8 protein-coding genes are annotated in these 13278 nt (G+C 41.4%); all 8 read right to left on the bottom strand.

Going from position 1 to position 13278, the window contains the following annotated elements:
- Positions 1–97: 97 nt before the first annotated feature.
- The 8 genes from AC27EF_RS03210 to ftsY all read right to left on the bottom strand — a co-directional run bounded on the left by AC27EF_RS03210 (position 98) and on the right by ftsY (position 13274).
- Positions 98–2065, bottom strand: a complete 1968-nt coding sequence (locus AC27EF_RS03210; RefSeq protein ID WP_487108805.1) for a glycoside hydrolase family 13 protein — start codon at positions 2063–2065, stop codon at positions 98–100.
- Positions 2066–2101: 36 nt separating this feature from the next.
- Entirely contained in the window at positions 2102–4552 is a 2451-nt protein-coding gene (locus AC27EF_RS03205) for a glycogen/starch/alpha-glucan phosphorylase (RefSeq protein ID WP_487108804.1), read from the bottom strand.
- A gap of 143 nt (positions 4553–4695) precedes the next feature.
- Positions 4696–6141, bottom strand: a complete 1446-nt coding sequence (locus AC27EF_RS03200; RefSeq protein WP_487108802.1) for a glycogen synthase — start codon at positions 6139–6141, stop codon at positions 4696–4698.
- Positions 6134–7267: a glucose-1-phosphate adenylyltransferase subunit GlgD gene (gene glgD / locus AC27EF_RS03195; RefSeq protein WP_487108801.1), complete on the bottom strand. Its 1134-nt coding sequence runs from the start codon at positions 7265–7267 to the stop codon at positions 6134–6136. The genes AC27EF_RS03200 and glgD overlap by 8 nt, the downstream gene beginning before the upstream one ends.
- A 12-nt stretch (positions 7268–7279) precedes the next feature.
- Positions 7280–8464 carry a glucose-1-phosphate adenylyltransferase gene (locus AC27EF_RS03190; protein WP_487108800.1) on the bottom strand — a complete coding sequence of 395 codons (1185 nt, stop codon included), beginning with the start codon at positions 8462–8464 and terminating at the stop codon, positions 7280–7282.
- A gap of 33 nt (positions 8465–8497) precedes the next feature.
- Entirely contained in the window at positions 8498–10801 is a 2304-nt protein-coding gene (glgB, locus tag AC27EF_RS03185) for a 1,4-alpha-glucan branching protein GlgB (RefSeq protein ID WP_487108798.1), read from the bottom strand.
- Between the two features lie 321 nt (positions 10802–11122).
- Positions 11123–12340 (bottom strand): threonine ammonia-lyase, encoded by a 1218-nt coding sequence (gene ilvA / locus AC27EF_RS03180; RefSeq protein WP_487108797.1) that lies wholly within the window; start codon positions 12338–12340, stop codon positions 11123–11125.
- 4 nt (positions 12341–12344) lie between these two features.
- Positions 12345–13274, bottom strand: coding sequence for a signal recognition particle-docking protein FtsY (gene ftsY, locus AC27EF_RS03175; protein ID WP_487108796.1), 930 nt, complete (start codon positions 13272–13274; stop codon positions 12345–12347).
- Positions 13275–13278 lie beyond the last annotated feature (4 nt).

The raw sequence follows: 13278 nt of genomic DNA, 5'->3' as shown, positions 1-13278 counted from the left end.
TTTCTATCACATGAAAGGAGACAGAAATTGATCCGCCGGATCTTTTCTGTCTCCTCTCTTTATAATCCTGGAATGTGCCTTTGGACACTTGCGGTGATTATTTTTTTAAAGAAATTGCACCGGAAGTTTCCTCTGCCTTCCTGTTTAATTCCAACACCTTATAATCCATCGGCTCTAAAGCTGCATTGACAATTGGCGTTTCCAGCTGATGCATCAAAGCCTGATGAATCGCTTCCCCAATTCCTTCTTTTTTCTCTCGGAGATCCAAACGCACCGTCTCTTTTTGATTTCCTGAATTTACAAGAAGAAGCAATGCTTTGTTTTCACATGTCTCGCCAAAAACATTTTTTCTGTCTGAAATGAACCGAAGAATCCCCAAAACCTTTTCATTCACTGCAAAAAATAATGCATGCCCGGTTTTCAGCACGGTTTCTTTGGATCTTAACGTTGTTATCTTTTTCATTTCATGGTAAACGGTTTCGTCATTTTTAAAAAAGGCTCCTCGATTCAGGGGGTCCATAAATCCGTGCATGCCATACTCATCTCCATAGTAAATGCACGGCATCCCCGGAACAAAAAACTGAACCGCCATGGCAAGCCGCGTAAGAGCCGCTCCTTTTTTATCCATCTCTGACGTTATCACATACTCAATTTGTTTTTCTCTGGACGGCAGAGTTTCGTTCATCCCCGCCGCAAGGGTCGTTCTGATCCGTGGAATATCGTGAGATGACAACAAATTCATTGCCGCATAATAAAACGGTTTTGGATAATTGCACTGCTGCCCCAATAAAAATTCCTGCATATCATAAGCATTTTTATATCCCAGAAGATAATCGGCAAGATATACTTTCAACGGATAGTTCATTGTACTGTCCAATCCTTTTCCCAACGCATACTTCCGCTTTACTCCATAGCTTTCCTTCGTTGTGACATCCTCCCATACTTCCCCGATCAAAGCATAATCCCTGCACTGTTCCTTCAATATCTTGCGCAGCATAAAAATAAACTCATCCGGCAGCTCATCTGCAACATCCAGACGAAAGCCGTACGCTCCCAGAGAAAGCCAGTGCTTAATGACTGAATCTTCTCCTGTAATCACATAGTTCAAAAATTTCTCATTGAGCTCATTGACTTCCGGCAAAGACTGAAATCCCCACCAGCTCTCATAATTTCCTTGTTCATCAAAAGAATACCAGTCATAAAACTCAGACTCCGGTCCCTGGAATGCTCCAAGAGTTTTATAGTTTCCTTTTTTATTAAAATATACACTGTCATCTCCGGTGTGAGAATAGACCCCGTCTAAAAGAATGCGAATCTGTTTTTCCTGTGCAAACCGGCACAGTCTCTGAAAATCTTCATTACTTCCCAAAAATGGATCTACCCTTTTATAATCCGACGTATTATATCGGTGATTGGACGCTGCTTCACCGATGGGATTTAAATAAATACAGGTCACTCCAAGCTGTCTCAATTCATCCAGCTTCGATATGATTCCTTCCAAATCTCCTCCAAAATAATCACAGGGATCATAGAATTGTTTTCCCGGCAGCGGTCCAAACAGCGGCTGCTCCTCCCAGCTCTCATGAAGATAGACCTCTCTGCCCATTCCCTCATGATAGCGTCTCCCTTTTTCCATATTTTTTTGATTGCCTCTGCAAAAACGATCCGGAAAAATCTGATACATAATCCCCTCTGCCATCCATCTGGGCGTATCAAAATCACTCTCGTAAACTGTAATTTGGAAATTAAACGGCATATCACTGACGATCATGCCTTCCCCTTGCGTCAGACCCGGTTTGGCGCCATAGAAATACGCAGTTCCATTTTCCCATATTCTGAAATAATACCAGACAACACAGGCAGATAACGGCATCGAAATCGTTTTTTCAAAACAGTCTCCGTTTCCTGCCATTTCATATTCCCAATGAAGATGTTCGGAAAACAAAACCACCTCGATCTTTTGAGCTTCCTTCGGAATCCCAAACAACCGAAGCGTCACATCCTCTCCCTTTTTTACAGCTCCCAAAGGAGTTCTAAATTTTTCTATTGAAGCATTATGAATCATAATCTCAATCCTATCTTTCTTTGATTTATTTGGGTACTATCGAACCTTTGTTAAATTCCAAATCTTTTCATTGTATTGCTCAACGGTCCGGTCTGAGGAAAACATTCCTGACTTCGCGGTATTGATCACGGCTTTTTTTACCCATTGCTCATGGTGATTTTCATACAAATCGTAAGCCTTCCAAAAAGTTTCAATATAAGATGGCAAATCATAAAGTACGAAATATTGATCGGGCTGTCCATACTCTCCAAACAGCAGCGACTGATAAATGTCGGAATATTTTCTTTTTCCATATAGAAACAGCTCACCGTCCACCAGACAGTTGCACACATCCCGAATATTCGGACTCTCTTCAAAAATGGTTCCCGGATTATACGTATGATACCGTTTCATATTCTGAATTTCCTCTGCCTTTGCACCAAACATAAAAATTTGATCTTCACCCACCTGCCTTAAGATCTCCAGATTTGCACCGTCTCTTGTTCCTATGGTCAAAGCTCCGTTCATCATAAATTTCATATTTCCGGTACCGGATGCTTCAAATCCCGCCGTCGATAATTGTTCGCTGATATCCGCTGCAGGAATCAATATTTCCGCCACGGAAACCCCGTAGTTTTCTACGAACACAATCTGCAGTTTCTCTTTTGTTGCCGGATCTCGATTGACCATCTCTCCAATGGAATGAATCAGCCTTATAATATCTTTTGCCCGAGTATATCCCGGCGCCGCTTTTGCTCCAAAGATAAAAGTAATCGGTGTTGAAATGATATCCGGATGTTTCTTAAGCTGCTGATACAGATAAATAATATGGAGACATTTCAGCAGTTGTCTTTTATACTCATGAAGCCGTTTACATTGTACATCAAAGATGGAATTGGGATTGACATCAATTCCCTGTTTTTCCTTGATATATTTTACAAACCTTCTTTTATTCTCCTGCTTTACTTTGTCATATTTTCTGCCAAAATCCAAATCATCCTTCCAAAGCAAAAGATCTCCAAACAAATGATATTCCTTCAGAATATCTCCCGGTATATACTCTTGTACCAGCTGGAATAGCCGCGGATTTGCCAGTGCAAACCATCTGCGATGAGTTACTCCATTGGTAACAGCAAGATATTTTTGCGGATAAATACTGTAAGAGTCATGAAAAAGATTTTTTTTCAGCAGATCCCCATGAAGTTCGGACACCCCATTGACTCTCCGGCACACTGCCACACATAAATTTGCCATGCGGATCTGATTATTTCCTATCATGGACATTCTGGAGATTCGTTCTTCATCGTTGGCATAGTAAATCCGCAGTTTTGCGCAATACTTTTCATTTAAAATACATATAATTTGGTACAATCGCGGAAGCAGCAGCTTAAACATATTTTCATCCCAACATTCCAATGCCTCTGATATCATCGTATGATTAGTGTAATGAAACATCTTTTTCACCATCTGGTATGCCTCATCCCATCCAAAGCCTTCCTCATCCATTAAAATTCTCATCAGTTCCGGAATTGCCAGCGTCGGATGCGTATCATTGATCTGTATCACAGCATAATTCGGTAAGGTGTGCAAATCACCGCGGTGCTTTTTATGCGTCTTTACCATCAGCTGCATCGTTGCCGACGCTAAAAAATAAAATTGTTTTAACCGCAGCATTTTTCCCTGCATATGATCGTCTGCCGGATACAGTACTTTTGATATGACCTCTGCAAATGCCTGATCTGCCATTGCCTTATCATAGATCCCCTCATTAAACGAATGCAGATCAAATCTTTGTTTGCTTCTGGCGCTCCACAACCTTAGCGTCGCCGGCATCTGGCTTTGATATCCCACGACCGGAACATCATAAGGAACCGCAACAACCGTATTGTAATCTTTATGAATAATTTTCAGTCCGTCTTCGGTCCAGTTCTCCTCAATGGTGCCGTTAAAATGTACTTCCACGCTTAGCTCCGGACGTTCAACCTCCCAGATGCAGCCATCCCGCAGCCAGTCATCCTCAACCTCAATCTGTCCCCCGTCCATAATCTTTTGCCGAAACAGACCGAACTCATAACGAATTCCACACCCGACGACCGGAAAACTCTGTGTCGCCAAAGAATCTAAAAAACATGCTGCAAGGCGTCCCAGTCCTCCGTTTCCAAGCCCTGCTTCCGTCTCTTCATCTGCAATCACCTCAAAATCAATCCCCAGTTTCTGAAAAGCTTCTCGATAATCCCAATAAACTCCTAAATTGATCAAGTTGTTTGAGAAGGCCCTGCCCATTAAGAATTCTGCCGACATATAATACAGTCGTTTGACTCCCTGCTCTTCTGCTTTCTTCTTTCCGGCTGCCCATAACATCATAATCTCATCCCGGATGCATCCCGCCGCCGCTTTATAAATCTCATCATTGGTGGCGTCCTCCAGCGTTGTACCCAGTGCATTGATTAATTTATTTTCAATTTTTTTTATAATTCTGTCTGCGCGACTGCCGCCACATAAGCTCATCTGTATTACCCCTTTCCACCCGTTAAAAATCAGGCGTGGCTCCAAAATATCTGATATTGAACCCATAATTAAAGACCAATAGAACCCCCAATTGGATGAGCGCCTATTGGTCTTTTCTTGTTTCTCACTATGATTTTATGCTATTATAACACACTTTGAAACATATCCATATATATTTTTGCAGATCTTGCAAAACTATTATCGGATTCCATTGCCCGACGAATCAACCCATGCTTTCTCTTCGGACTCTGCAGTGTCTGCAGAGCATAGCGGATTGCACCAAGCATCTCGTGTGCATTATAATTTGCAAAAGAAAAACCATTTCCGGTATCTTCGTACTCATTATAACTTTGTACTGTATCCTTAAGACCTCCCGTCTCACGAACAATCGGAAGTGTTCCATAACGAAGAGCGATCATCTGAGATATTCCGCATGGCTCAAATTTGGATGGCATCAGGAATAAATCACTGGCAGCATAAATCTGATGTGCAACGGCATTATCATAGGCAATATAAGAACAGATTCTGCCTTTATATTTTCCTTCCATAAACCGGAAAAATTCTTCATATTCGTAATCTCCGGTGCCAAGAATTGCAAATGCTACATTTTCTGTATACATAATCTCATCCAACATGTATTTTACCAGATCCAGCCCTTTTTGCTCCGTAAGTCTGGTTACCATACCAATGATCGGTACTCCCGGGGTAATTGATAATCCTAAGCGTTTGATCAGCTCCACCTTATTTTTTTTCTTTCCGGATAAATCGTCCTTATTAAAATGGTAAGGAATCAGAGGATCCGTTTCCGGATCAAACTCTTCCATATTCATTCCGTTTAAAATCCCCCATGTATCTCCTGCTCTTGCATTTAAGATTCCTTCCTGCCGGTAAGCAAACGCCGGATTTTTAATTTCCTGTGCATAAGTCGGACTTACTGTGCTTAACCGGTCTGCAAATACCAACGCTGCCTTCATAAAGCTGGCACATTCGTAATTATGCATAAACTCTGGAGTATCATACCTGGGATCAATGCCAAGCCACTGCTGAAACTGCTCAAATGCAAACTCACCCTGATACATCATATTATGGATGGTAAAAATTGTTTTCGCTCTTCCGATTTCCCAGTGTCCATACTGTGTTCTCAAAAGAATCGGAATCAAGCCGGTCTGCCAGTCATTGCAATGAATGACGTCCGGAATAAACCCTATGCGGCTGGCTGCCTCGATGACCGCCCGGCAGAAAAATGCATACTGTTCTCCTTCCGCAACTCCACCCCGATATACAGCATCTCCGAAAAATCCTTCATTGTCAATGAAATAATAAATCACATCGTTATAATACAATTCTTCCACGCCGACATATACTTCTCCGCCATTAAACATAACATTAAAGTCTGCCAGATGTCTGGTCTGAGACGCATATTTCCACTTCATCTGACTGTGAAAGGGCATCATAACTCTGGCATCCGCCCCGATTTTATTTAATTCCCCAGGAAGTGTTCCCATAACGTCAGCCAGTCCGCCCAGCTTTACAAACGGCGCGCATTCTGCCCCGACCAGAAGCACATTTAATACGTTATCTTTACTCATTAATATTTGCTCCTTTCGGAATAAACACTGGATGATTTGAGGAACCGGCCAAATGTGCATTGGAATAAACCTTTACGTGACGATCTAAAATTGTACGGCTGATCTCCGCACCAGGTGCAATAAAGCCTTCTGCCATGACAACAGAATTTTTTACAACTGCACCTTCTGCAATCTGAGATCCACGGAAAATCACTGAATTTTCAACTTTTCCATCAATTTCACATCCGCTGCTGACCAGACTGTTGCTGACTTCAGCTTTCGGTCCGTATTTTGCCGGGGCTCCGTCTGCTGATTTGGTATAAATTTTTCTTCTTCCAAGGAACAGTTCTTCATAAACTTCTCTCTTAATCATATCCATATTGACGTTATAATATGCTTCGAGAGAGGTAATACAGCCCACATATCCTTTGCATTCATATCCCTGAATGGTCAGACGATCAAAATTCGGAACAATGACATCAAAGAAAAAATGTTTCTTATTATGTGCAATCGCGGTTTCAATAAAGTCAATGAGCAGTGTTGTTTTCATAATATAAACATCCATGCTCTTCTTATTGGAGCGATGTTTTCCTTCGGAATAGCACATATCAAGAACACGCTCTGAATCATCTGTTTTTAAATATACGCCATCATGGTCACAATTTGTTGCATCATCGCTGTTATCAAAATACATCAATGTCATATCAGCTCCGGATTTTATATGTTTGTCCAGCATGTCCTGAAAATCCACATTAAAAATCACATAAGAACGACCTAACAGCACATACTGTTCTTTTGCTTTCTTTAAAAATCCAAGAGTTCCCCGAAGACCATCCATAACACTGGCATATTCTCCGGATGGAGACGCGTCATTAATATATGGAGGGAAGATATATAATCCTCCTCGTTTTTTGTTCAATCCCCACTCTTTTCCGGAGCTTACATGACTGAGCAGCGAATCATAATTTCTTCTTGTCAGAAGCCCCACATTCTGGATTCCTGCGTTTACCATATTACTCAGCATAAAGTCTACCGTACGATACCGCCCCCCGATTGGAAGCGCTGATAAACTTCTGGAACGCACAAGGTCTTTTAATTTTCTGTTTTCTTCTCCTGCATTAATAATTCCTAACATTTGCTTATCCATATTTCAATCCTCCTAGTGTAAGATGGTATCAGGGTAAATCATTGCTCCGTCTTCAACAACCGCATTTTCCAATGCAACACAATGATATCCGATTACAGTTACTTCATTTCCTTCTCCCACGGAGCATCCCTGCTCTATGACAACTTCTTCATCAATCAGGGCCTTATCAATCTTACAGTTATTTCTTATAACGGTGTCTTTCATAATAACACTGTTTTTCACAACACTTCCTTTTCCAACTTTAACACCGGAATGGATCACACAGTTTTCAACTTCTCCTTCGATATAGCATCCGTCTGCAAGAATACAGTTCTTCACACTTGCGCCTTCCGCAACAAAATGCGGCGGCAGAGAAAATGTTCTTGTATAAATTCTCATTTTATCATCGTTCAAATTAATCTGAGGGTTCTCATCCAAAAGCTCCATATTGGCTTCCCAGAGACTATCGATGGTTCCTACATCTCTCCAGTATCCGTCAAAGGAGTATGCATACATTTTTCTTCCGTCTTCCAACATACGCGGAATAATATTTTTTCCAAAGTCATGTTCAGAATCCGGGTCATTTCCATCATCAATCAGATACTGCCGAATTAATTTCCATTTGAAAATGTAGATTCCCATAGAAGCCTTCGTACTTTTCGGCTCTGCCGGTTTTTCTTCAAATTCATAAATACGTTCGTCCTCATCGGTATTCATAATTCCAAAGCGTTTTGCTTCTTCGTAAGTTACGTTCAGTACAGAAATTGTGCAATCCGCACCTTTTTCTTTATGATATTGAAGCATCTTATCATAGTCCATCGTACAAATCTGGTCTCCGGACAATACGATAATATGATCCGGATCAAAGTTGTCAATGAAGTTAATGTTCTGATAAATAGCGTCTGCTGTTCCACGATACCAGTTTCCTGTTTCACCGCGCATATACGGAGGCAAAACATAGGCGCCACCATTTAAATTATCCAAATCCCAGAAACCACCGGTTCCGATGTAGGCATTCAACTCTAACGGCTCGTACTGAGTCAACACTCCAACAGTATCAATTCCTGAGTTTGCACAGTTGGAAAGCGGAAAATCAATAATCTTATACTTACCGCCATAGGCTACCGCTGGTTTTGCTTTTTTCTGAGTCAAAGCGAACAGTCTGCTCCCCTGACCTCCTGCAAGCAGCATCGCAACAATTTCTTTCTTGTTAATCATAACTTCCTCCTCCTTTATTTTATACCTTTTTCACTATTTTTTTTGGATGGTTTTTGTAACTTTTTTCTTGCTCTGTGAACTCTCCTTTTCTGTATTGTCTTTTGTGATTGGTTGCTTTTTCTTATTTTGAGTCTTCGGCTCCTTTTTCAAAGAATCCTTTTCTGACTTTACAGACTGTTTTAGTACTTTCACAGATTCCGGCGATGCCGCTTTAGCTTCTGCTTTGATTTCTGTTTTCGTTGAAGCCGCTTTGATCTTCTCTTTCTGCGAAGCATTATTGGTTTCTTCTGGAACTTTCGGTTTCTGTGAAATCGATTTATCTTCTTCCCGAACCGAAGTTTTGATCTCTGTCTTTTTTGCCGGAGCTTTCTTCGCTGTTTTTGTCTTTTTCGCCGCTTTCCTCGGTTTTTCTTCAATCTCTTCGATTTTATAATATACAACACTCAGCGGTTTGAGCGATATCAGCGCCGCATTCTGATAAGAAGCCTTGCCTTTTTCTCCCGGAATTTTCACTCGTTTTGTTCGGATTTTCTCTTCTGAGACGTCTCCGTCCCCGCCAAAATCCAATTCGCTGCTGTCCAGAATTTTGGTGAGTTTCGCTTTTCCTTCCAGCGGAATTTCATATTGATCCCACTCTACCGGTGTAAAATTGCAGACACACAAAATCTGCTCCTGTTTCTTTCCGCGATGGACCTTTCCTTTTCTCACAAACGCCAACACACTGTGATCTGCATCTCTTTGAAGTCTCCACTCAAAGCCTTTCGGATCCTGATCCAGCTCGTACAATGCCGGTTCTGTTTTATAAAGTTCGTTTAACCTTGCCACATACTCATGGAAAGAATCATGCATCTCATAATCATCAATTAAAAACCAGTCCAGCTGCTCCTTATCTCTCCACTCTACAAACTGTGCAAACTCTCCGCCCATAAATAAAAGCTTCTTTCCCGGATGTGCGTAAGTAAATCCGTACAACGCCCGAAGGGAAGCAAACTTCTCTTCATAAGCTCCATACATTTTATTAATCATAGAACCTTTTCCATGTACCACTTCATCATGGGAATACGGCAGAATATAGTTTTCACTGTAAGCGTAATCCATTGAAAATACAATGGCTCCATGGTTGTCTTTTCGATACAAAGGATCCAGCTCCATATAGTAAAGGGAATCATGCATATATCCCATATTCCACTTATAACTGAAACCAAGTCCCTCCGGATCATCCACATCGCTGGTCACCTTCGGATATGCTGTGGATTCCTCTGCAATGGTCAGGAATCCATCATATGTACCTCTAAGCGCTTTATTTAAATTCCGAAGGAAATCAACCGCCTCATAATTGATATTGGTTCCATCTTCATTTGGAACAAACTCACCCTCCTGTTTTCCGAAATCCAGATAGAGCATCGCGCTGACCGCATCAATTCGTATACCATCAATATGATAAACATCTGCAAAAAACATGGCGCTGGAAATCAAGAAGCTTTGAACCTCCGGTTTCCCGTAATTAAAAAGCAGCGTTCCCCAGTCCGGTTGGCTTCCCTTTCTCGGATCCTCATGATCATAAATATGCGTCCCGTCAAACATTGCCAGCCCATGCTCATCTCTTGGAAAATGCGCCGGTACCCAGTCGAGAATCACACAAATTCCTGCCTTGTGAAGCTCATTCACCATGTAATTAAAATCTTCCGGAGTTCCATACCTGGCAGTTACCCCATAATATCCGGTAACCTGATACCCCCAGGAAAGATCAAATGGATATTCTGTAATTGGCATCAGCTCCACATGGGTATATCCCATTTTCTTAAGATAAGGAATCAGCATGTCCGCAATCTCACGATAATTGTAAAACTCCCGGTCTTCTTCCTCCGGCATCTTCCATGTTCCGAGATGCATTTCATAAATGGAAATCGGCTGATCCTTCGCCTGCTTTTTCTTTCTCTGATTGATAAATCGCTTATCCGTCCATTTAAATGAATCAAAATCCCAAACTTTGGAAGCAGTCGCCGGACGACACTCTGAATAAAATGCAAAGGGATCACTTTTGTAACGGCATTTTCCGTCATACCCTTCTACATAATACTTATATAAATCTCCTTTTTTCAATCCCTCGATCTCGATGGTATAAATACCATCCTTGTCCCCCTTCATCGGGTGTGCGAGAGGATTCCAAAAATTAAAATCTCCAACAACACTGACCGATTTGGCGTTTGGCGCCCAAACCGTAAATCTATGAGTGTTTGATGCTTTTTGGTAATGACATCCAAAAGTTAAATAAGCTTTTCGCGCCTTACCGGTCTGAAATAAATACAAATCTTCACGATTTATAGTTTCATTCATAGTTCAGTCCTCCTTACATTTTTCAACAAAAAAACGCAAACAACCATATCCGATGTTCTTGTAAATGGTCATTTGCGTTTCTCGATTCTATCTTCCCATCTCCTGGTGTATAGCAAAGAACGTAACTTCTTGTCCCTTCACAAGATCCTCATATGGTCTCCCCATCTCTTTCGTTTCTCTGACACGTTTCAATCATTCATCGGCAAATTTTAACGTGTCAATTAAGCTATCTTTACTATACCAAAATTTGAAGAAAAATTCAATAAATTGCACAAAATTAAATACATTTAATTTTGTGATTTGTGCATATGTTTCAAAAAATCAAAATACAGATTTTGAATCTCTCATCTGTGGGTTATAGCCCTCATCTGTCAGTGCATTAATTATTTTATTTTTGTGTTCTGTTCCAAAGGCTTCCATTGTAATTGTAAGCTCCACCGCACTGTTTCGGTTGATGCTTACAAACTGGTTATGTTCCAGTTTGATAATATTTCCCTGTGCTTTTGCAATCACCTCCGAAACCCTTGTCAGCTCTCCCGGCTTGTCCGGAAGGAAAACAGAAAGTGTAAAAATTCGGTCTCTTAAAATCAAGCCATGCTGAACAAGAGATGCGATTGTAATAACATCCATGTTTCCGCCGCTGATAATGGAAACCACCTTCTTATTTTTTGCTTTCAAATGTTTCAGTGCCGCGATGGTCAAAAGCCCGGAGTTTTCCGCAAGCATTTTATGATTCTCTAAAAGATCCAAAAAACACGGAATCAGCTCTTCGTCTTCTACCGTAATTACGCGATCCAGATTTTGCTGAATATACGGAAAAATTTCTTTGCCCGGCGTTTGAACCGCCGTTCCATCCGCTATGGTGTTTACATGACTGCAGGATACAACGGCGCCTGCTTTTAAAGACGCCTTCATGCAGGCTGCTCCTGCCGGCTCAACGCCGATCACTTTGATTTTAGGATTCAAAAGTTTTGCAAGAGTTGCAACTCCTGTTGCCAGACCTCCGCCTCCAATTGGCACAAGAATATAATCAACCGTCGGAAGCTCTTTGAAAATATCCATGGCAATGGTTCCCTGACCGGTGGCAACTGCGGTATCATCAAATGGATGCACAAACGTACAGCCATTTTTTTCAGCAAGGGAAAGGGCATAATCGCATGCCTCATCATAGACATCTCCATGGAGAATCACTTCTGCTCCCAAATCCTTCGTGCGGTTTACCTTCAAAAGAGGGGTTGTCGTCGGCATCACAATGGTTGCTTTCACTCCCTGTTTTGCCGCAGCCAAAGCCACTCCCTGCGCATGATTTCCCGCAGAGGCTGTAATCAGACCTTTGGCTTTCTCCTCCTTAGTCAATGTGCTGATTTTATAATAAGCCCCCCGAATTTTATACGCTCCTGTCAGCTGCATATTCTCCGGCTTTAAATAAACCTCATTCCCCGTCTGAGATGAAAAACAATCACTTTTTATTAATTTGGTCGGGAGCACAATCTCCTGTACTTTATTATATGCATCTTCAAAGTCTTTTAATTCTAACATTTTACTAATCTCCTCTTTCAAATAGTGCATTTACGAACATATCCGAATCAAATCTCTGCAAATCATTGACCTGCTCTCCGATTCCGATATATTTCACAGGGATTCCAAGTTCTGATTGAATTGCTATGGCGATTCCGCCCTTAGCAGTTCCATCCAGCTTTGTTAAAATAATTCCGGAAATATCTGTCGCCTCCTTAAATTGTTTTGCCTGCGCCAGAGCATTCTGACCGGTTGTTCCATCCAAAACAATTAACGTTTCCAGGTAGGCTTCGCTATACTCTTTTTGTATGATTCGATTGATCTTACTCAATTCATTCATCAAATTCTTTTTATTGTGGAGACGTCCTGCCGTATCGCAAAGAAGAATATCAACATCTCTTGCCTTCGCTGCGGCAACAGCATCATAGACAACCGCAGCAGGATCTGCTCCTTCTGATTGGCTGATAATGTCAACTCCCGCACGATTTGCCCACTCTTTCAGCTGCTCAATGGCACCCGCACGAAAGGTATCTGCGGCTGCCAAAAGCACTTTCTTCCCCTGACCTTTCAAAATTGCTGCCAGTTTTCCTACGGAAGTGGTTTTTCCCACTCCATTGACTCCAATCACCAGCACAACACTTTTTCGGTTCTGATAGTCATAGGCGTGATCGTCCAGCTTCATTTGATCCTTGATGGAATCAATCAAAAGCTGACGGCACATAGCAGGTTCTTTTATCTTCTGTTCTTTTACTTTTTGCTTCAGATCCTCTATGATGTTCATTGTCGTGTCAATGCCCATATCACTCATAATTAAAATTTCTTCTAATTCCTCATAGAAGTCGTCGTCAATCCCGGAAAACCCGCTGAAAATGGAATCAAAACTTGATGCAATACTATCTCTTGTTTTTGACAGTCCCTGTGCAAGTCTTTTAAAAAAACCTTTTTTTTCTGACATAGCT

This window comes from Anaerostipes stercorihominis, assembly GCF_057535655.1.
The sequence above is the reverse complement of the archived record's forward strand: the minus strand, read 5'-3'. Positions and strand labels throughout refer to the sequence as shown.

Excerpts from the sequence above, each read along its gene's own strand:
- AC27EF_RS03210 (WP_487108805.1), bottom strand. The coding sequence starts at position 2,065 with ATGATTCATAATGCTTCAATAGAAAAATTTAGAACTCCTTTGGGAGCT.
- AC27EF_RS03205 (WP_487108804.1), bottom strand. The coding sequence starts at position 4,552 with ATGAGCTTATGTGGCGGCAGTCGCGCAGACAGAATTATAAAAAAAATT.
- ilvA (WP_487108797.1), bottom strand. The coding sequence starts at position 12,340 with ATGTTAGAATTAAAAGACTTTGAAGATGCATATAATAAAGTACAGGAG.
- AC27EF_RS03200 (WP_487108802.1), bottom strand. The coding sequence starts at position 6,141 with ATGAGTAAAGATAACGTATTAAATGTGCTTCTGGTCGGGGCAGAATGC.
- glgD (WP_487108801.1), bottom strand. The coding sequence starts at position 7,267 with ATGGATAAGCAAATGTTAGGAATTATTAATGCAGGAGAAGAAAACAGA.
- ftsY (WP_487108796.1), bottom strand. The coding sequence starts at position 13,274 with ATGTCAGAAAAAAAAGGTTTTTTTAAAAGACTTGCACAGGGACTGTCA.
- AC27EF_RS03190 (WP_487108800.1), bottom strand. The coding sequence starts at position 8,464 with ATGATTAACAAGAAAGAAATTGTTGCGATGCTGCTTGCAGGAGGTCAG.
- glgB (WP_487108798.1), bottom strand. The coding sequence starts at position 10,801 with ATGAATGAAACTATAAATCGTGAAGATTTGTATTTATTTCAGACCGGT.